Source organism: Nocardia sp. NPDC005825 (genome assembly GCF_040630175.1).
Classification (GTDB): Bacteria; Actinomycetota; Actinomycetes; order Mycobacteriales; family Mycobacteriaceae; genus Nocardia.
In genome coordinates this window covers 743779-763009 of sequence record NZ_JBEXXC010000002.1, presented here as the reverse complement: position 1 = coordinate 763009, position 19231 = coordinate 743779, and the positions used below count along the sequence as shown (strand labels likewise).

Annotated in this window: 18 protein-coding genes; 2 read left to right on the top strand and 16 right to left on the bottom strand. The window is 68.2% G+C overall.

Features of this window, described 5'->3' with window-relative positions:
* Nucleotides 1-81 precede the first annotated feature (81 nt).
* From ABZ382_RS08135 to ABZ382_RS08065, 15 genes are all read right to left on the bottom strand, one after another.
* Complete coding sequence (locus tag ABZ382_RS08135) at nucleotides 82-657, bottom strand: sigma-70 family RNA polymerase sigma factor (RefSeq protein WP_357085634.1); 576 nt, start codon at nucleotides 655-657, stop codon at nucleotides 82-84.
* A 115-nt stretch (nucleotides 658-772) separates the two neighbouring features.
* Nucleotides 773-1264, bottom strand: a complete 492-nt coding sequence (locus ABZ382_RS08130) for a TetR/AcrR family transcriptional regulator (protein WP_357085632.1) — start codon at nucleotides 1262-1264, stop codon at nucleotides 773-775.
* 59 nt (nucleotides 1265-1323) lie between these two features.
* Nucleotides 1324-2070: an alpha/beta fold hydrolase gene (locus ABZ382_RS08125; protein WP_357085630.1), complete on the bottom strand. Its 747-nt coding sequence runs from the start codon at nucleotides 2068-2070 to the stop codon at nucleotides 1324-1326.
* The gene (locus ABZ382_RS08120; protein ID WP_357085628.1) at nucleotides 2060-2578 is read right to left on the bottom strand and encodes a DUF2505 domain-containing protein; all 519 of its coding nucleotides are present in this window, start codon (nucleotides 2576-2578) and stop codon (nucleotides 2060-2062) included. Before ABZ382_RS08120 ends, ABZ382_RS08125 begins: the two co-directional genes overlap by 11 nt.
* Nucleotides 2579-2609: 31 nt before the next feature.
* Nucleotides 2610-3005 (bottom strand): hypothetical protein, encoded by a 396-nt coding sequence (locus ABZ382_RS08115; RefSeq protein WP_357085626.1) that lies wholly within the window; start codon nucleotides 3003-3005, stop codon nucleotides 2610-2612.
* A gap of 37 nt (nucleotides 3006-3042) precedes the next feature.
* Complete coding sequence (locus tag ABZ382_RS08110; protein ID WP_357085625.1) at nucleotides 3043-5235, bottom strand: MMPL family transporter; 2193 nt, start codon at nucleotides 5233-5235, stop codon at nucleotides 3043-3045.
* Between the two features lie 27 nt (nucleotides 5236-5262).
* Nucleotides 5263-6708, bottom strand: a complete 1446-nt coding sequence (locus tag ABZ382_RS08105; protein WP_357085623.1) for an MFS transporter — start codon at nucleotides 6706-6708, stop codon at nucleotides 5263-5265.
* Nucleotides 6709-6781: 73 nt separating this feature from the next.
* Nucleotides 6782-7309, bottom strand: a complete 528-nt coding sequence (locus ABZ382_RS08100; RefSeq protein ID WP_357085621.1) for a TetR/AcrR family transcriptional regulator — start codon at nucleotides 7307-7309, stop codon at nucleotides 6782-6784.
* Nucleotides 7310-7314: 5 nt separating this feature from the next.
* Nucleotides 7315-9237 (bottom strand): anthranilate synthase family protein, encoded by a 1923-nt coding sequence (locus tag ABZ382_RS08095; protein ID WP_357085619.1) that lies wholly within the window; start codon nucleotides 9235-9237, stop codon nucleotides 7315-7317.
* On the bottom strand, nucleotides 9234-9860 hold the full coding sequence (locus ABZ382_RS08090) for an isochorismatase family protein (protein WP_357085617.1): 627 nt from the start codon (nucleotides 9858-9860) through the stop codon (nucleotides 9234-9236). The genes ABZ382_RS08095 and ABZ382_RS08090 overlap by 4 nt, the downstream gene beginning before the upstream one ends.
* 48 nt (nucleotides 9861-9908) lie before the next feature.
* Nucleotides 9909-10673 (bottom strand): 2,3-dihydro-2,3-dihydroxybenzoate dehydrogenase, encoded by a 765-nt coding sequence (locus tag ABZ382_RS08085; RefSeq protein WP_357085615.1) that lies wholly within the window; start codon nucleotides 10671-10673, stop codon nucleotides 9909-9911.
* Nucleotides 10670-12160, bottom strand: coding sequence for an amidohydrolase family protein (locus ABZ382_RS08080; protein WP_357085613.1), 1491 nt, complete (start codon nucleotides 12158-12160; stop codon nucleotides 10670-10672). The genes ABZ382_RS08085 and ABZ382_RS08080 overlap by 4 nt, the downstream gene beginning before the upstream one ends.
* Entirely contained in the window at nucleotides 12157-12426 is a 270-nt protein-coding gene (locus tag ABZ382_RS08075) for a phosphopantetheine-binding protein (protein ID WP_357085611.1), read from the bottom strand. The genes ABZ382_RS08080 and ABZ382_RS08075 overlap by 4 nt, the downstream gene beginning before the upstream one ends.
* Nucleotides 12423-14030, bottom strand: coding sequence for an AMP-binding protein (locus tag ABZ382_RS08070; protein WP_357085609.1), 1608 nt, complete (start codon nucleotides 14028-14030; stop codon nucleotides 12423-12425). Before ABZ382_RS08070 ends, ABZ382_RS08075 begins: the two co-directional genes overlap by 4 nt.
* A 9-nt stretch (nucleotides 14031-14039) precedes the next feature.
* Nucleotides 14040-15074 (bottom strand): ketoacyl-ACP synthase III family protein, encoded by a 1035-nt coding sequence (locus tag ABZ382_RS08065; protein ID WP_357085607.1) that lies wholly within the window; start codon nucleotides 15072-15074, stop codon nucleotides 14040-14042.
* Nucleotides 15075-15252: 178 nt separating this feature from the next.
* On the opposite strand from ABZ382_RS08065, the gene ABZ382_RS08060 reads away from it, so the two are divergent.
* Together ABZ382_RS08060 and ABZ382_RS08055 are read left to right on the top strand one after the other, a co-directional pair.
* On the top strand, nucleotides 15253-16587 hold the full coding sequence (locus ABZ382_RS08060) for an AMP-binding protein (RefSeq protein WP_357085605.1): 1335 nt from the start codon (nucleotides 15253-15255) through the stop codon (nucleotides 16585-16587).
* A gap of 49 nt (nucleotides 16588-16636) precedes the next feature.
* Nucleotides 16637-17962, top strand: a complete 1326-nt coding sequence (locus ABZ382_RS08055) for a salicylate synthase (RefSeq protein ID WP_357085603.1) — start codon at nucleotides 16637-16639, stop codon at nucleotides 17960-17962.
* A 63-nt stretch (nucleotides 17963-18025) separates the two neighbouring features.
* Here ABZ382_RS08055 and ABZ382_RS08050 read toward each other — a convergent pair whose 3' ends face one another.
* Nucleotides 18026-19228 (bottom strand): glycoside hydrolase family 76 protein, encoded by a 1203-nt coding sequence (locus tag ABZ382_RS08050; protein ID WP_357085601.1) that lies wholly within the window; start codon nucleotides 19226-19228, stop codon nucleotides 18026-18028.
* Nucleotides 19229-19231 lie beyond the last annotated feature (3 nt).

Genomic DNA, 19231 nt, shown 5'->3' with positions numbered 1-19231 from the left:
AGGATGTTTCGAGGAACAGAAACGCGATCAGCGACGCGGCGGAGCCACGCCGAGGCTTATCGATCCGGTGGTCCGGCTGATTCAGGCCACCCAGCTCGCGGCATCGGGCGGGAGCAGTGCGCGCAAGCGATTCAGCGCGCGCCCGCGCAATGGGCCGATCGATCCGCGCGGAACGCCCAATTGGGCACTGACACGGTCATAGCTCGGAGCGGCATCGGTCATCAATGTCTCGAGCAATAGCTGGTCGCGGGCCGGCAGTCGACGAAGCGCGGCGCGGACGTCGCGGACGGCGGCAATCCGCGCGACGTGGTCGGCCACCGTTTCGTACTGATCGGCGAATTCGGATACGTCATCGGGCTGGGCTGTCAGCCGTCCGGTCTCGGTCGCCGTGTGCTTCAGGCATTCTCGGCGGGTGGTCGTGGTCAGCCAGGCTTTCAATGATTCCGGTGCGCGCAGTGCGCCCAGATGACGCACCACATTCACCCACGTCGACTGGTAGATGTCTTCGGAGTCGTGTTTCGACAATCGGAACGATGCGATGATGGTCCACACCAGCGGCGAATAGGCGTCGACCAGTATTCGCCACGCTTCCGGACTGCCGTGTACACACGACGACACGAGTTCCCGAACTCGCTCGTCCCTGATGTCCTCGGCCATGTTCAACCTTTGTCTTTCGCAACAAGACTCGCTCCCAGGCTATGGGCGCGGACGCGAGGACTGGAGTCCACTTTGGAGGTAATGGCGTACTTCGAAAGAGGTAGCCGGGCAAATCTCAGGACACGCGGGCTCGAAAGCCGATCGTCCGCACCAGCATTTCGCCGAGCAGCGCGTTCGCCCTCGAAACATCGCCCTCCAGCGAGTCGAGGAGCAGGACGCCCACCCGGGCGAAGCCGTCGGTCGTGGCCCGCGCGATCTCCTCGTCGACGCACGCGATGCTGTAGAGCTGCACCAGGAATCGGACGACGGTCTCGTCCTCGAGCAGACGACGGCAGGTCTCGTCCGCGACCGTCCCGCGCGGAGCGCCGGTCTGCCGCGACACGTCGGACAGCTGCCGTTCGACATGACCGAACACGTGCTCGGCAGCGGCGATGAAGATCGCCGGCTTGCTGGAGAACAACCGGACGACGTACGGCTGGGAAACCCCGACGCACCGAGCGATCGCGTCGGTGGAGGCCGCGGCGTAGCCATGGGCGGCGAACACCTCGACCGCCGCGACGGTGATCTGCTGCCGACGTTCGTCGGCCGTCATCCGTGGACCGGTCACCGCAATCCCTCCGAGTCTCGATACTGCCTCTCACGAATACAGAGGCGCGAGAGCGGCACTCAGATACAGCAATTGATCACATGCGCGATCTCCGCGGGTCGAGCGTCGAGGTAGAAGTGCGTGCCGGGGAAGATATGCAGCTCGAACGCCCCGGTGGTGTGGGTGCGCCAGCGTTCGAGCTGCGCGGGGGTGACCACGGGATCATCGGCGCCGGTGAGCCCGACGATCGGACACCGCAGCGGTTCGCCGGGCGTGTGGACGTAGCTCTCGATCGCGTGGTAGTCATTGCGAATCGAGGGCAGCACCGCGGCGGCGAGCGCGGCATCGGTGCGCAGCACGGCCACCGACCGCGGATCGTTCGCCAAGCGCTCCATTTCGGCGATCAAGGTGGCGTCGTCCGTGTCGATCGTCGTCCCCGGCGGCGGCTCGGAGGGAGCGGTCCGCCCGGACACGAAGAACGTGCGCAGGCGGCGGCCGCGCGCCTCGAGCCGCAGAGCTGTTTCGAAAGCGACGGTGGCGCCCATGCTGTGGCCGAAGAAGGCCAGCTCACGGTCCAGCAATGGTTCCAAGGCCTCGGCCACATGATCGGCGAGTTCGGTCAACGAGGTGATCGGCGGCTCGCTGATGCGATCGCGACGGCCGGGATACTGGACCGCGTAGACCGCGACGCCGTCGACGATGTGGTTCGCCAGCGCCCGATACCCGCCCGCCGCTCCCCCGCCGGGCGGAAAACACACCAGGGTGGGTTGCCCCGGCGCGGCGGGGCGCATGCGCCGGGTCCAGGTGGCGAACAGGTCATGCGCCACCGGGAAGCACCCCACCCCGTGATTTCAGCCAGCGCTCGGTGAACGCGTCCACCGCGCCGGAGTCCTCGATGACGCCCTTGGCGAAGGCCCCCGCAATCAGCCGTCCGGCCATGGGAATTCCCGATTCGACGGTCACCACGTACTCGCAGAGGCACCCGTCCGCGGTCTCGCGCAGTTCGTAGGAACCGGACATCGTGCCGATGGCCGAGATGGCGGCGCGCACCTCGGCCCGGGCCGTTCCGTCCACGAACGGCGACCAACGCTCGGAGTAGTCCAGGCGCAGACCGGCCGGCCACGCCTTCGACAGCCGAGGCGGGATCCGGTCCGCCGCAAGCGGTTTGGATACTGTCGCGATCACCGCACCCGCATCGTGCCGGACCGACAGTTCGGCGTGCGGGCCGTCCAGCTCCGCGACCCGCGCCCGCCAGTACTCGGCGCTGACCATCGCGCCGTGGAGTTCTCCGGCCGAGAAGGGGAACTCACTGATCAAACGAATCTTCTGAGCCACAACCGATCCTCTGTTCTCCGCCGCGCGGCCCTCAGGGCAGCAGCTTCTGGATTCGCACCCGGGCATCCGACCACGACAGCGGAATGTCCTGCGTGGTCGCGGTCGAGTCCACGAAGGTGGGATCGCCGATGCGGCCCTTCATGTCGGCGAGCATCTTCGCGTGGGTTCCGCTGTGCGCGAAGTTGTCCATGGCCTCCTTGTCCGACCATGCGGACAGGGTCCAGAAGGTCTTGGTGATCAGCTTCGCGTCCAGGGCGAACCCGACGCAGCCGGGCGCGGACTGCAGCTGGCCGCGGATCCGCATCGTCCAGTAGAGGAATCGGGGCACGTCGGCGTAGCTGCGCAGCGGCAGCCGCGAGGTGAGGACGTGGAGCTGATCACCGGTCGCGGGGGTGTGGGTTCCGGTGGTCCAGGGCAGAGCGGGCATGACGGGCCTCTTCTTTCTGTTGCTGGGATTTGTCGGGTCAGGACGGGGTGCCGGAGACCGCTGGTTCGGACTCGATGGCGGGCTGCTCGACCTCGGCGTCGCCGTCGGATTCACGGATTCCGAAGCGTTCGTAGAGCCGGCGCAGCGGAGCCGGGGCCCACCAGCCGGCGCTGCCGAGCAGCCGCATGATGGCCGGGACGAGCAGGATGCGAACCACGGTGGCGTCCAGCACGATCGCTACGACCATGCCCACACCGAACAGGATCATGGTCAGCACCTTGCTGGAGGCCATCGCCGCGAGCGGCACGCACATCAGCAGCGCGGCACTGGTGATGAGCCGGCCCGTGCGCTGCACTCCGGTGGCCACCGCCGCGGTCGGGTCGCCGAGGGCGTCGTACTGCTCGCGCACCCGCGACAGCAGGAAGACCTCGTAGTCCATCGACAGGCCGAAGATCAAGGCGAACAACATGATCGGCATGTTCGGTTCGATATTGCCGGTGGACTGGAATCCGAGCAGACCGGAGAGGTGACCGTCCTGGAAGATCAAGACCAGCACGCCGAAGGTCGCCGACAGCGACAGCAGATTCATCACGATCGCCTTCAGCGGCAGCAGCACCGAGCCGAACGCCAGGAACAGCAGCAGGTAGGTGACGACGGCGATGTAGATCAGCATGGCGGGCAGCGCGTCACCGAGCCGGTTCAGCGTGTCGTCGTAGGTGGCGGTCTCGCCGCCGAAATACACCGACGCGCCGGCGGGTGCGGGCTGATCACGCAGCCGGTGCAGCAGTTCGCGGCTCGGCTTGGACACCGCCGCGCCCTCGTAGGCCACCGACACTCGGGCGACCGTGCCCTGGGCGCCCGTGATCTCGGCTCGCCCGGCGCCGGGGACGCCGCCCAGTCGGCGGGCGTAATCCGTCAGTGCGGCTTGCTGATTCGGCGTGTCCGCACCCGCGGGCAGCATGATGACGGCGTCGATGGTTTTCGCCGCCCCACTCGGGAAATCCTTCTCGAGCATGGTGAAGACCTGACGGCCCTGCGCCGAATCCGGCAGCTGCCGTGCGTCGTTCACGCCGAACTCGATGCGCAGCACGGGCGCGGCCAGCACCAGCAGCAGTGCGATGGCGGCCGTCGCGATGAGCACCGGCCGGCGCATGACGCCCTGGGCCAGGCGGTACCAGAATCCGGTGGCGCTCGGAATCACCGACCGCTGCTTCCACAGCGACAGCGCATTGATGCGGTGCCCCAGCAGGGACAGGGCCGCGGGCAGGGCCACCAGCGAGAAGAACATCGACAGCAGCACGGCCGCCACACCGCCGTAGGCCATCGACTTCAGGAACACGAAGGGGAAGAAGCTCATCGAGGCGAGCGCGACCGCGACCGTGATGCCGGAGACCGCGACGGTGCGACCCGCGGTCGCCAAGGTGCGGGCCAGCGCGTCACCGCCGGTGCGGCCCTGTTCCATCTCCTCGCGGTAGCGGCTCACGATGAACAGGCCGTAGTCGATGGCGACGGCCAGGCCCAGAATGGTCACCAAACTCATTGCGAAGACGGAGATGTCGGTGAACTGCGCGAAGACGCGCAGGACCGCCATCGAGCCGAGGATCGACAGCCCGCCGACCGCCAGCGGCAGGCTGGCGGCGACGAATCCGCCGAACACGACCACCAGGAAGATGAACAGGACCGGGAACGACAGCCCCTCGGCCAGGCCGAGATCCGTGCCGACCTGATCGCCGGCTTCGTATCCGGCGGGCGTGTTTCCGCCGCGGACGGTCTGCAGACCCGGAGCGGAGAGCCTGTCCTTGATCTTCAGGTAGCTGTCCTGCTTGGCGTTGTCATCGTCACCGACGAAATTGAGCAGCGCGTAGGTCGCGTGCCGGTCGTGGCTGACCAGCTCCTGCATCCCGGTGCGCCAGTAATCGACCGATCCGGTGACCGCGGTGTTCGGGAGTCCGTCCAGCACGTCCTCGACGGACTTGCGGAACGCCGGGTCGTCGACGGTGCGGTCCCCGCTGCGATAGATGATCACCGCGTCGGGGCTGCGCTGGGCCAGCGACTTGTCGGCCAGCTCGGCCGCTTTCCGGCTGTCGGAGCCGCGGGCCTCGAAGCCGTTCGGGACCATGTCGCCGAACACTCCGAGCCCGTAGATTCCCGACAGGACGGCGATGACCGCCGACACGGCCAGCACCAGCAATCGTCTGCGGTGGATGAAGTAACCCAGTCGTTCGAGCACTGCTTCGCCCCTTTCGAGCAGTTGAGGTCAATGAGTCGTTACGGATTCGGCGGCGGACGGCGCGATCTCGGCGGTGTCCGTGGACGCGCCGAGGTCGGGCCGCTCGTTGCGGCGCGGGAGCAGGAGCGCGACGATCACGCTCACGGTCAGGAAGCCGCACGCCCACCAGAGGGCGGGGACGTAACCGTCGGTGAAGGCCTGCCGGTTCGCATAGCTGCCGTGGGCGGCGAACACCGCGCCCAGCACGGCGATTCCGAGCACCGTGCCGAAGTAGCGCAGTGCGCTCGAGACACCCGAGGCGACGCCTTCGTACTGCGGCGCAACATATTCCAGCGCGAGGCGGGCGATCGGCGGGAAGAACAGGCCCATGCCCGCGCCGCTGATGACGAAGCACGGAACGAGCACCGCGTAGGAGACATCAGGGGTGGTGACAGCGGCCAGCCAGCCCAGGCCGATCGCCTGCAGCAGCAGACCCGTCACCAGAATCGGCTTGCCACCGATCTTGTCGATGAGAATGCCCGCGATCGGCGCCGTGAAGGTCGGCATCGCCGTCCAGGCCAGAGTGTGCACACCCGCCGACAGCGCGGAGTAGTGCTGGACCGTCTGCAGGAACTGCACCAGGAAGAACACCGCGCCGAACATGCCGACCGACATGCCGAGCGCCACCAGGGCGGTCAAGCCGAAGCCGCGGCTGGTGAAGATCACCGGCGGCACCATCGGCTCGGAGACCCGGTTGATCCACACCACGAAAACGATCAGCAGCAGCGCGCCGCCCGCGAGCGAGCCGACGACGCCGGCACTGGTCCAGCCATGATCATTGCCGCGGATCAGACCGAACACGATGCCGAGCAGGCCGAGGGCGACCAGGGCATTGCCCACCAGGTCGAGCCGGGCACTCGTGCCGAAGCTCTCCCCCACCAGCGTGATCGCGAGTGGGATGAGCACCGCACCGATCGGCACGTTGATCCAGAAGATCCATTGCCACGACGCGTAATTCGTGATCGCGCCGCCGACGACCGGGCCGAGGCCGACCGCGAGGCCGCTCATGGCGCTCCACATGCCGATGGCCGCGCCGCGCTTGGCCGGCGGGACCGCCTGGGCCAGCAGCGTCAAGGTCAGCGGGATGACGATGGCCGCGCCGACGCCCTGCACCGCCCGGGCCGCGATCAGCGCGCCGATCGACGTGGACAGCGCGCAGGCCGCGGACGCGGCGGTGAAGACGACCATGCCCACCACGAAGGTGCGCTTCCGGCCGAATCGGTCACCCAGCGATGCCCCGGCCAGCAGCAGGACGGCTTCGGTCAGCGTGTAGGAATTGATGATCCACTGCAGACCGTCCAGGCCGGTGTGCAGTTCCATTCGAATTGTCGGGAGCGCGTTGAAGACAACCAGATTGTCCAGCGAAACCATGAAGATCGCGATTCCGCTGACAATGAATGTCCACAACACACGACGAGAGTCGGTGTTCGACATGGTGGTTCCTTATGAAGAATTATGGCGTAGTCCGTGATTCGACTGCGCTGAGAAACCGCCAGTAGCCCGGACGTTACTCGTCGACGTCCGGGTTCAACAGTTCCAGTTCCAGCACACTCGTGACATTCAGCAACATGCCCTGTGCCATGAAGTCGAACGCTCCGCCGGCATCACTGCCCGACAGTTCGCGCACCGTCCGGTAGAGCCGATGGAAGCGTTCACGCGCCAGGGCGCGGATCTCGTCGTCGAGAGCCGACGCCGCGTACACCTGCAGTTGAAAGGTCAGCGACTGCCGATCGCCCAGTAGATCGATATAGGCGTCGGCCATCGCGTTCATACGGTCGTCGTCCGCGCACTTCTCGGCAGCCGCGCGAAACGTATTCTCCACCACGTCGAATCCTTGATTCGCCGCCGCGAGAAAGACCGCCTTCTTGTTCGGGAACAAACGGAACAGGTAGGCCTGCGAAATTCCGGCCCGCTGGGCAATCGACTCCGTTGACGTCGCCGCATAGCCACCGGCCGCGAACTCGGCAATGGCCGCGGCCAGCACCTGTTCGCGTCGCGCACTCTTCGACATGCGCGTCCTGATCGGTGAGCTCATGCCCCTTAGTTTAGTGAGCACTCACCTAACCAAGCAACCCGCTGGGCCGACAGTTCAGCGGGCGTTAACAATTCCGTGACCAAGCGCGCCACGATGCGACTTCCGTTGCGGGACATGACCGATGCCGGGTGGAACTGCAGCGAGGCGAATCCGTCCCCGCGCAGACCGTGCACTTCACCCGTGTGCTGGTCACGGGCCACGGCCACCGGCCGGGACCCGACGCGGGTCTCGAACGCATCGCTGTCGCTGTGCGCCTCGAAGGCGTTGTAGAAGTACACCGGCTCCGCGGCGCCGAACAGATCGATCACCCTCAGTACACCCTGATTCGACACCGCCCGGCGGCGGACCGGCAGCCCCAGCACCGTGCTCAGCACCTGATGGCCGAGACACACCGAGAAGAACGGCTGACCGGTGGCGAGCAGCTCGCCGGTGATCTCGCGCAGTCGCGCGATCTTCGGATCCCGCGCGTCGCGCGGATCCCCCGGTCCCGGTCCGACAACGGTGAGGTCGAATTGTGAAACATCGAGCGCCGCATCGAATCTGCGCACGGTGATCTCGAATCCGAGCGCCCGCATCATCCTCGCGCCCATCGCGGTGAAGGCATCCTCGCCGTCGATGATCACCGCGGTGCGACCGATGTGCTCCGGCGACGGCGCGGACGGTTCCAGCCACAGCGGCGCGAGCGGACCGTTGCGCGCACCGAGCGCCTGCCGGATGGCGTCGTGGTCACCGATGCCCGCATACCCGGTCGGCGCCGCGTTCCGCCGCAGGGCGTTCAACAGACCCGCGGCCTTGGCTCGTGTCTCCAGCGCCTCCGCGTCGGGATCGGAGTCACGAACGACGGTGGCGCCCACGCTGATTCGCATGCTGCCCGCGGAGTCGATATCGGCCGTCCGGATGAGAATCGCCGAATCCATGCGCCGGGAACCGTCGGCGTCGAGGCCGATCAGGGCCGCCACCCCCGCGTAATAGCCGCGTCCGGTCGGCTCGAAGCGGGCGATCACCCGGCACGCGTTCTCCAGCGGGCTGCCGGTGACCGTGGGCGCGAGCAGGGTTTCCCGCAGAATCTCCCGATAGTCCCGTTCACTGCGCCCGGTGATGTGGTAGCGCGTGTGGGCGAGATGCGCCATCTCCTGCAGTTCCGGGCCCCGCACATAGGGCGCGTCGCAGATTTGGCACATCATCTTCAGCTCTTCGTCGAGCACCATGTAGAGCTCGTTGGTTTCCTTGCCGTCGGCAAGGAAATCCAGCACACCCGCGACCGTCGGCCCGCCGGCCGGGTAGCGGTAGGTGCCGCTGATGGGTGTCATGGCCACGGTGCCGCGATCGAGGCTGACGTGGCGTTCCGGGCTCGCGCCGATCAGCATCCGCTCACCGGTGTAGACCAGGAACGTCCAGTACGCACTGCGTTCTCCGGTGAGCAGGCGCGCGAACAGGGCCAGCCCGGCCGCGACGTCCCAGTCCTCGATCTCGGCCCGCCACGTGCGCCGCAGGACGAAGTTGGCTCCGGCGCCATTACCGATCTCCTCGGCGATGACCCGGGCGACCAGGGCCGCGTACTCCCGGTCGTCGAGGTCGAAATCGCCCTCGCCCACGGCGATTCGCCGCTCGGCGACCGCGGCCCGGAATGCCTCCGGATCGAGCTCGAAGCTCTCGGTGACCTTCAGGTACGACACCGGCTCCGTGTCGGGCGGGTGCGCGAAGCCGCGTTCGCCGACCACGCGGTAGGGCAGCAGCGCCAGCAACTGGTGACTGTCCGGGCCGCCCGTCTCGGCATCGGGCAGATTCGCGGTGGCCCCGACCTCGTGCATCTCGCCCCGGAGGACCTCGATGCGATCACCGGGGCCGCTCTCGGGGCGATAGAGCATGGCGAAAGGTTGTCCACCACAGATTAATTCGGCGAGCCTTTGCTGGACGACGATGGTCAAGGCACTCTCGTCTCGTACAACGCGAGTTCGGTGTCGACCTGCGCGCTGGTGACCACGCGACCGCAGCGGGTCGCCACATAGTCGGTGGCCATCTTGTGGTACTCGGGCGTGAAGTCGGCCATGGCGTCGGCGACCACGAAGGCCTGGACATTGTTCGCGAACGCGTCGGCGGCGGTCAGCAGGATGCCGACGTGTGCGTACACACCGCAGATCAGCAGCTGATCGCGCTCGAGGCGCCGCAGTCGTTCGAGCAGATCGGTGTTGTGGAACGCGCTGGCCCGCCACTTCGTGAGAACCGGATCGCCCAGTGCGGGCGCGATCTCGGGCGGGATGCCCCGGTCCTCGGGCAGGGCGGTCATACCCGGACCCCAGAAGTCCAGCAGCAGGCCGCGCTGCGCCCGGGTCATGCTCCCGGGCTGCGCCGTGTACATGACCGGAATGTCCAACTGCTCAGAGCGTTCCCGCAGCCACCGCACATTCCGCATCAGCGTGTTCCGCGGCTCGGATCCGTCCTCGAACGGCTCCAGGAAGTAGTGCTGCATGTCGTGGATCAGCAGCACGGCTCGATGCGGCTCGATCGCCCAGTCGACGACATTGTCGGGCAGATCCGGCTCGGCCGGCATGGGATAGGGGGTAATGGGCGAAATAGCCACGGAGACAGTCCTCCTCGATCAGACACCCAGGGTCGCGCCGCCGTCGACGACGAGCTCCTGCAGAGTGATGTGGGCCGCGGCGTCGGAGAGCAGGAAGCGCACGGCCGCGGCGATATCGTCGGGCTGCGCGATGCGGCCCAGGGGTATGCCCAGCCGGAAGGCCTCCGGGACGCCGTCCACCGCGACGCGTTCGGCCTGCTCGTACTTCCACAACGCGGTCAGCATCGGTGTGTCCGTCGAGCCGGGAGCCACCACGTTGCAACGGATCCCGTACTTCGCGAGCTCGAGCCCCAGGCAGCGGGTGAACATCGTCGCGGCCGCCTTGGAAGCGGCGTAGGCGGCCATGCCCATCCGTGGTGTCGAGCCGGCGTTCGAGGACACGGTGACGATCGCGCCGCTGGATCGGCGCATCATGTGCCGCGAGACCGCGCGACTCATGTGGAATACGCCGCCGACGTTCACCGCCAGGGTCGAATGCCAGTCGTCGTCGGTCATTTCGGCGACCCATCCCGATTGCAGGACACCGGCCGCGTTGACGAGATAGTCGATGGGCCCGAAGGCATTACCGGCCTCGAGCACAGCGGCCTCGGCCTGTTCGGCGCAGCTCACATCCGCGACCAGGCCCAGCACTCGGCAATCCTCCAGGCCGAGTCCGGACGCCACCCGCTCGAGCGCCGCCCGATCCCGGTCCACCATGGCGACGGCGATCCCGGCGAAGGCCAGCTCGCGGACGATCGCCTCGCCGATTCCTCCGGCCGCGCCGGTGACCACCGCGACCTTCATCGCGCGACTCCGCTCAGGATGCCGCCGACCACGTCACCGGGCACGCGCAGGCAGCGCGTGGTGAACGAGCCCAGCGCGTCGAGGTAGCGGTCGCGCAACTCCGCGAAGGAGGTCCCCACCGGCTCGCCGCGGGCGATCAGGGTCCGGCCCGCGACCATCACGGTGTCCACGTCGGCGGAACCGCCGAGCCACAGGAAGCTTTCCAGCGGACGGGGATTGAGCAGGTAGCGCCAGTCGTCGGTGCGGACGAGGACCAGGTCGGCCTGTTTGCCCGGCTCGAGACTGCCGATTTCCCCCGACCACCGCAGGCCCTTGGCGGCGATGCGGGTCGCCATGGCCAGCGCGTCGGTGGGCAGCACCTCGATCTGGCTCGCGGCCATCTCGTTGTAGCTCAGCCATGCCGCGCGCATCGTCTCGGCCATTCCGGCGTTGGGCAGCGAGGCTCCGTCGGTGGACAGGGAGACGTCCATGCCGGCGCGTCGCAGCGCGGGCACCACACCGGTTTCGGTGATCGTGGATTCGCCCGCGGGCCCGTACTTCCCCGGCGAGTGGCTGATGTGGACCCCGGCCCGCAGCAGCAACTGCTGTTCCTCGGCGTCGACGAAGGCGCAGTGCGCCGCCGTCAGTTTGTCGGTCAACAGGCCGAGGTCGTGCAACCGGCGGACACCGGTCGTCCCGTAGAACGTGCGCAGCACCTCGGGTTCGTTGCGCACCGCGCCGACGTGGGTGGCGAAGCCCACGTCATGGCGTTCGACGAGATCGGCGAAGCCCGAGCCGAGTTCGTCGGTCATATTGGTCACGTAGGCGATGCTCGGACGGCACCGGATGCGTCCCGTCGTATCGGAGTCGCATTGCCGCAGCAGGTCTTCGACCGCGGACAGGACTCCGTCGGCGTCACGCGTGCGCTCGAACTTGTCGCCGCCGAGCGGGCACACGGCGTCGCCCGCCCAGGTGGTCGCGCTGAATCGAATCCCGAGATCCAGTGCGGCTCTGACCATGTCGTGGGGGCGATTGAGCGAGCCGACGTCGCCGATCGTGGTGACACCGCCGCGCAGCTGCGTCCACATCGAATACTGGGCGATGGCGTAGGCCTCATCGGGTGTCAGACCCGTGATCAGTCCGTCGAAGGAGTCGAACGTCCGCGAGATGGTGTGCATGTCGCCGCCGCCGCCGAAGAAGCCGATCTCATCGGCTCGATCCGCCGCGGGCCGCAACGCACCGCGCAGGGGGAAGCCCATGGCGAACATGTCGTGCCAGTGCCCGTTGACGAGGCCCGGCAGCACCATCATCGCCCGGGCGTCGATGACTTCCAGGGAATTTCGGGCCGGCTCGTCGAGCGCGGCGACGACGGATCGGACGTCCTCCACCGAGCCGACGGCGGCGATCCGCTCGCCCACCACCAGGACCGAGCCCCGGGAGATGACGCTGTCACCGAGGTCGGCCGGGTAGACGCAGCCGCCTTCGATCAGTACCGCGCGCTCGCTCATCGGCCGGTCTCCAGCCCGGCGAAGTACGTCACCCAGGCCCGGAGCGTGGGAACGTCGATCAGCACCTCGAAGTCCGCCGGGATGCCGGCCTTGTTCCAGCGCCCCACCATTCGCATGATCTCGAGCGAACTCAGGCCCAGCAGCACGAGATTCGCGTCCGCGTCGAGCTCGGCCGGGGCGGCCAACTCGAGTGGAACGGCCAGTATCGCTCGCAGTTCGTTCTCGCCGGGCATCGTGGAAACACCGTCAACCGCACCGTTCGTCACGACGGCACTCCTTCCTCTGTGCGCGCCAGCGCCTTCTTGTCGACCTTGCCGAGCGGGGTCAGCGGCAGTTCCGCGACCACGCGCACTTCATCGGGCAGCTTGTAGTCGGCGACGCCTCGCGCGTGCATCGCCTGCCTCACCTCCGCGACCGTCGGCGCGGTCCCGGACGGCACGATGAACGCGCAGATGCGTTCGCCGAACAACTCATCGGGCAGGCCGACCACGGCGGCCTGCGCCACGGACTCGTGAGCGAGGAGGTGTTCCTCCACCTCCACCGCGTTGATCTTGTCGCCGCCGCGGATGACGACGTCCTTGATCCGGCCCTCGATGACGACGTCGCCGCGTGGTGTCAGTCGCGCGAGATCACCGGTGCGGTAGAAGCCGTCCGGGGTGAACGCGCGCGCGTTGTGTTCGGCCGCGGCGTAATAGCCGCGAATCGTGTACGGGCCGCGCGTGATCAGCTCGCCCACCTCGCCCGGTCGGACGAGCTCGTCGCCGTCGACGATGCGGATCTCGTCCGCGTAGGACACGGGCCGGCCCTGCGTGGTCAGCTTCACCTCGAGCGGGTCGTCCTGACGAGTGAAGCAGAGCAGTCCCTCCGCCATCCCGAAGACCTGCTGCAGATCGCAGTTCAGTGCGGGGATCACCTTGGCCGCCAGATCGCGGGTCAGTTTCGCGCCGCCGATCTGCACCAGCCGCAGGCTGCGCAGATTCGCGGTGGACCATTCGGCGACCTCGACCCACAAGGACACCACCGAGGGCACCAGCGAGGTGAAGGTCACCCCTTCGCGCTCGATGAGCGGCAGGCAGGCCAGGGGATTCGGGGTGTCGGACAGGACCACGGTGCCGCCGGCCGCCAGCGTGCCGACGACGCCGGGACATCCCCAGGCGAAGTTGAACTCGATCGGCAACGCCGCGAGATAGGTGTCGTGGCTGGTGACTCCGCACAGCTCGGTCGTCCGGTCCAGCTGGTAGGCGTAGTCGTCGTGGGTGCGTGGCACCAGCTTCGGCAAGGCCGTGGTGCCTCCCGAGAGGAGGAAGAAGGCGATGTCCGAGGGGTCGGCCGGGGGCGGTGTCCAGTTCTCGTCGATGCCGAGGTCGTCGACCGCGACCATGCCTTCGACGGACTCACCGGCCACGAAAAGCGTTTTGAGCGAAGGGTTCTCGCTCTGAACGCGCAGGGCGAGGTCCCGATGGTCGAAGGTGCGGTGGACATCGGGAAGCACGTAGTGAGTCGCTCCGGACAGCCGCATCAGGTGGGTGATCTCCGTATGCCGGTGGGCGATGAGCGAGAACACCGGCTTCGCGCCGAGCCGCAGCAGCGCGAAGACGATCGCGACGAATTCGGGCACGTTCGGCAGCTGCACCAGGACACGCTCGCCCGCGACCACGCCCCGGTGAGCGAAACCGGAAGCCAGCCGGAAGACCCACTCCTCGAGTTCCCCATAGGTATAGCGGCGATCGCCGTGAACCAGTGCGATGGCCTCGGAGTCGCGTTCGGCGGCTCGGGTGAGCAGGGCGTCGAGCGGCTCACCTCGCCAGATTCCCAATCGGCGGTACCGGGAGGCGGTGTCCGCGGGCCACGGGGTGCATCCGGTCAGCATGGCGATCCCCTAGGCGGCCGGAGCCGGGGCGAGGATCTCGACGACGGCCGCGCCGGCCTCCATGCCGACCGCCGTCGCGATCAGCAGCACATGATCACCGGGTCCGACCTGGCCCGACGCCCAGACGTGCTCGAGTCCGAGGAACAGATCCGCGGTCCCGGTGTGCCCGATGGTCCGGACGAAATCCCAGACCTCCTGCCGCTCCTCGATCTCCAGCGGCAACAGGAACATGGCCTCGAGGGAGTCACGGGCGAAGCCGAGGTGGCACACCTTCACGATCTTGTCCATGCCGATCCCGGCCTCGTCCAGCGTGCGCTGGGCGATCTCGGCCACGCGCAGGCCGAAGTTGCGGATCGGCGGAGCCTGACCCGCGGCCCACTGCTCGCGCACCTTCATGGCACGGTCGTCGAAGTTCAGACCGACGCCACGGGTGACGCCGGGCGGGAACAGCTCCTCACCGGCGCGGTGCAGCACCTCCATCGAGGAGTCCGACAGCGAGCCGACCGCGAGGACTTTCGCGAACCCGCCACGGCGCGACACGACCGCCGCCGATCCGGCGTCGGCGAGCACGAACAGCTTCGAGGCCCGCCACCGGTCGACCAGCGGAGTCGAGAAGTTGTCACCGGTCGTGATGAGCACCGCGTCGTGAGACGGGTTGGCCGCCAGCCGATTCGCCGCGGCCTCCAGGCCGGCCAGCATGCCGAGGCAGCCCTGTTTGATCTCGAGGGCCGGAACGGGACGGTCCAGGGTGTTGTTCAGGATGTAGTGGGCCGACGACCAGCCGTCGGGTCCCTGGTGATGGGTGTAGCTGTGCATCAGGGCGCCGATATCGTCCGCCTGGTGCCCGCTCGCCGCGAGCGCCTTCCGGGCGGCCGCGATCGCGAGTTCGGGCGCCGGGGTGCTCGCGCTCACCGCGATCGACTCCAGGCCCGATGCGGCCAGGGCCGCCTCGTCGTACCAGCCCGCCGCGACCGCCGACGCCGTCGGAATCAGTTCCGGCACTTCACTTCCGATGCCCGCCAGATACAGGTCTTGGGTCCGCATGGCGACAATCCGACCATCTCGGACGCCGGATCTCATGAGTAGTCGGTACTCAATTTTGTTGGCGTGGACAACTCCTCGCAAATTTGAGTAGCCGTCGTCCAACTTTGAGTAGCCTCACCTCTGGCACCGCCGTCGCCGACCACGGTAGTCATGAATACGTTCCGCCCGAGGAGTACTCATGACACAGGTTTCGACCGATCCCGCGCCGACCCGCCGCCCGGAGCTGGGCGACTGGTCGAGCTTCGACGAGCTCGCCGCGCTACAACGGGCCCGGCTGCCCGAGCTGTTCGAACGCGCAGCCAGATCCCCCTTCTACGGCAACCGATACGCCGACGGCGGCGCTCCGGTGGACGCCGCGGACTTCGATTCCCTCCCGCTGACCACCAAACAGGACCTGCGGGACTGCTATCCGTTCGGACTGCTGGCGACGGACCGCCGGGAGCTGGCCACCTACCACGAGTCCAGTGGCACCTCGGGCCGGCCCACCGCGTCGTACTACACCGACGAGGACTGGGTCGACCTCGCGGAGCGATACGCCCGCAAATGGGTGGGAATCACCCCCGACGACACGTTTCTGGTTCGGACCCCGTACGCGCTCGTGATCACCGGCCACCTCGCCCAGGCGGCCGGGCGGCTGCGCGGTGCGACGGTGGTGCCCGGAGACGCCCGGTCACTGGCCCTGCCGCTGGCACGGATCGTGCGGCTGCTCGTCGCGTTGGACGTGACCCTCACCTGGTGCAATCCCACCGAGGCCGTGATGATCGCGGCGGCGGCGCGGGCGGCCGGCCTGCGCCCCGACACCGACTTCCCTTCGCTCCGAGCGATGTTCGTGGCCGCCGAGCCCATGACCGCCGCGCGGAAGCGCCGGCTCAGCGAGATCTGGGGTGGCGTCGAGATCGTCGAGGAGTACGGCTCGACCGAGACCGGCACCGTCGCCGGTGAATGCCCGGACGGCCGTCTGCACCTGTGGGCGGACCGGGCGATCTTCGAGGTGTACTCCCCCGAGACCGGGCGGATCTGCACCGCGGGCCGCGGCCAGCTGGTGGTGACGCCGTTGTATCGCGAGGCCATGCCCTTGCTGCGCTACAACCTCGCCGACGACGTCGAGGTGAGCTACGACCGGTGTCCCTGCGGATGGGTGCTGCCGACCGTGCGGGTCCTGGGGCGCGCGGGCTTCGGCTATCCGGTCGCCGGTCGGACGGTCACCCAGAATCAGCTCGAGGAGCTGGTCTTCTCCCTGCCGCGCGAGTTCGACGTGATGTTCTGGCGCGCGCAGGCGACCCCGGAAGCCCTGCTGCTGGAGTTCGAAGCGCCCGACGACGTCCGCGAGTGCGCCGCACGCGAATTGGGCGACGCGATCGATGCGGCCCTCGGCATCCCGCACCGGATCTCGCCGCTGCCGCCGGGCACGCTCGTGCCGGCCGAGGCGCTCACCGCGCAGCGCGACATCCTCAAGGCCCGCTATCTGTTCGGCCCGGACGAATCCTGGGACAAAGCCCTGATGTACCAGTGACCCGCCGCGAATCGGCTGGGCCACAGTGAGAGAACGACGGAGAAGGCACGTGACCACAACAGAGTTTGCCGCCACCGACACTGTCGCGGACCCGGTGGCCGCGGTCAGCCGGCTGGCACGATCGGAACTGTTCGGCGACTACGTCGTCTACGAGCGCCCGGACGCGTGGGTCTTCGCGGCCGACCCGCTGGCGATCATCGAACTGGACACCGCCAAGGTCCGGGTCACCGCGAGCGGAACGACCACCGAGGAATCGTGGACCGGCCGCCCGGTGACCGCCCTCGAGCAGGCGATCGACCGCGCGCGTCTGAGCGATCCCACCGCCGCGACCGGCTCCGCCTACGGCTGGATCGGTTTCGAGTTCTGCGCCCACGCGCTGGCCGCCGAGCACCACCTCGCGCCTGGCATCACACTGGCGCACCTGATGATTCCCCGACTGGAGATCACCATCACCGCGGGCGAGGTGACGGTGTGGGGGGCGACCGCCGAGGAGGCCGCGCACATCGACGAGATCCTCGCCGCGCCGGTGGATCCGCTGCCGGTGGCCGACGCGGTCGACATCACCGCCGACACGACCGGCTACCGTCGGCGAGTCGCGACCGCCATCAAGGAAATCCGCTCGGGCCACTACGACAAGGTCATCCTGTCCCGCCGGGTCGACCTGCCCTTCCCGGTCGACATCGCCGAGACCTACCGCCTCGGCCGTGCCCACAACACCCCCGCGCGATCGTTCCTCCTCCGCCTCGGCGATCTCGAAGCGGCGGGCTTCAGCCCCGAACTGGTGGTGTCGGTCGACGTCGACGGCGTCGTGACCACCGAGCCGCTCGCCGGCACCCGCGCCTTCGGCCGCGGTCCCTCCGCCGACCGGGACGCGTGCGCGGACCTCCAGAACGACCCGAAAGAGATTGTCGAACACGCGGTGTCGGTCCGGGCCTCCTGCGCGGAGGTCGCCACGATCGCCGACCCGGGCACCCTCGCCGTCACCGACTTCATGTCCGTGCGCGAACGAGGCAGCGTCCAGCACCTCGCCTCGACGGTCCAGGGCCGCCTCGCCGCCCACCGCACCTCCTGGGACGCCCTCGAAGTCCTCTTCCCGTCGGTCACCGCCTCCGGCATCCCCAAACGCCCCTGCGTCGATGCCATCTTCCGCATCGACGGCTCCGCCCGCGGTCTGTATTCCGGTGCGGTCGTGACCCTCTCCCCCACTGGCGCCCTCGAAGCCACCCTCGTGCTGCGAGCGGTCTACCAGTCCGCGGGCGCCGCCTGGCTCCGCGCCGGCGCGGGCATCATCGCCCAATCCAACCCGGAGCGCGAGTTCGAGGAGACCTGCGAGAAGCTCGGCAGCGTCGCTCCCTACCTCATCGCACGGAGCTGAACCGCGCCGTTCCCGCCCCGCCCGTCCGAACCGACCTTTCGTCGGCGGGCGGGGTGGGACGGCTCAGCGCCCCGCGACGGTCAGCTGGTAGTCCGCCTCCAACAGCATCCATCCGCTCAGCTGTACCGACAGGTCGGGACTCAGGTTCTGCGCGGACGAGTGGGTGAGCTGGGCCAGGGCTTCCGGGTGTTCCGGCGCCGCGACCGCGCGGCGCCAGTCCATGCCGAACAGCGGCAGGCCGTGGACCTCCGCGCGATTGTCCCAGGCCGCACGCGCCGAGGCGTGCACGATCGACGCCGCGGTGGTATCGCCCAGTGCCAGTGCGGCATTCGCGAGGTACCGGGCGAGGATGCCCATGAACAGCCCGGAGTCGTCCTCGGCGGCGCCGGCGATCACCCCCGTCGGCGCGAGCCTGTTCCCGGTCGCGGCGATGAGCGCGGTCGCGCGGTCGTGGTGGACCGATTCGCCGGTGCGCACGGCCAATTCGGTTTCCAGCCCGATGGCCACACCCTGGCAGTAGGTCAGCAGGGTACGGTCCACTCGCCCATCGGACTCGTGGATGCCGTCGTAGATGAGGCCGCTGTCGGGATCGCGCAGCCGGGTGTGCAGGAAGTCGGCGAGCTGCCGGGCGCGCGGCAACTCGCCCAGCCGTGCCATGGCGATTCCGGTAGGACCGATCGCGGGGGTGTTGAAGTACTCGTCGCCGACGCGCCAGGGCACCGCGCCGACGGCCGGATTCCAGCCGCCGATCAATGCGGCCCGTAGGTCCCCGGCGGCGTCGCCGAACCGGACATCGAGTAGCCGATCGGCACGTTCGAGCGCCAATACCAGCCACGCCATATCGTCGTAGTACCGGTTGGTCCAGCCGGTCAGGTTGCGTGTCCGGATGCCCTGCGCGATGGCGGAGACCCGGTCCATCCGTTCGGGGGTGCGTGCGCGGGACGCGGCGTCGATCGCGCAGTCGAGCAGGTGGGCCTGCCACCAATAACACCACTTCACCAATGATCGATCGAACAACGACGACGGCCACGCCAGGGCGCCCAGTCGCGCGCCCGGCTGTCCCCACAGCGTGCGCACATGCCTGCCGACGATCGCCGCTTCCGCCAGCTCCGCCCGCTGCGCGCTCGCGGCGAGACCCGCCGAGTAGGGGGTCGCGTTCCGCGTGAGCGTCACCGCCTCGGTCGGCTGTGTCAGTGCGATGAGGGCGGTCGAGGCCCCGGCCGCGAAGAGCCGGCGTCGACTGATCCCTGTGTACCGGCGATCCATCCG

Coding starts and splice junctions, on each gene's coding strand:
- ABZ382_RS08135 (WP_357085634.1), bottom strand. CDS start 657: ATGGCCGAGGACATCAGGGACGAGCGAGTTCGGGAACTCGTGTCGTCG.
- ABZ382_RS08115 (WP_357085626.1), bottom strand. CDS start 3,005: ATGCCCGCTCTGCCCTGGACCACCGGAACCCACACCCCCGCGACCGGT.
- ABZ382_RS08105 (WP_357085623.1), bottom strand. CDS start 6,708: ATGTCGAACACCGACTCTCGTCGTGTGTTGTGGACATTCATTGTCAGC.
- ABZ382_RS08100 (WP_357085621.1), bottom strand. CDS start 7,309: ATGAGCTCACCGATCAGGACGCGCATGTCGAAGAGTGCGCGACGCGAA.
- ABZ382_RS08090 (WP_357085617.1), bottom strand. CDS start 9,860: ATGCCGGCCGAGCCGGATCTGCCCGACAATGTCGTCGACTGGGCGATC.
- ABZ382_RS08085 (WP_357085615.1), bottom strand. CDS start 10,673: ATGAAGGTCGCGGTGGTCACCGGCGCGGCCGGAGGAATCGGCGAGGCG.
- ABZ382_RS08080 (WP_357085613.1), bottom strand. CDS start 12,160: ATGAGCGAGCGCGCGGTACTGATCGAAGGCGGCTGCGTCTACCCGGCC.
- ABZ382_RS08070 (WP_357085609.1), bottom strand. CDS start 14,030: ATGCTGACCGGATGCACCCCGTGGCCCGCGGACACCGCCTCCCGGTAC.
- ABZ382_RS08065 (WP_357085607.1), bottom strand. CDS start 15,074: ATGCGGACCCAAGACCTGTATCTGGCGGGCATCGGAAGTGAAGTGCCG.
- ABZ382_RS08060 (WP_357085605.1), top strand. CDS start 15,253: ATGACACAGGTTTCGACCGATCCCGCGCCGACCCGCCGCCCGGAGCTG.
- ABZ382_RS08050 (WP_357085601.1), bottom strand. CDS start 19,228: ATGGATCGCCGGTACACAGGGATCAGTCGACGCCGGCTCTTCGCGGCC.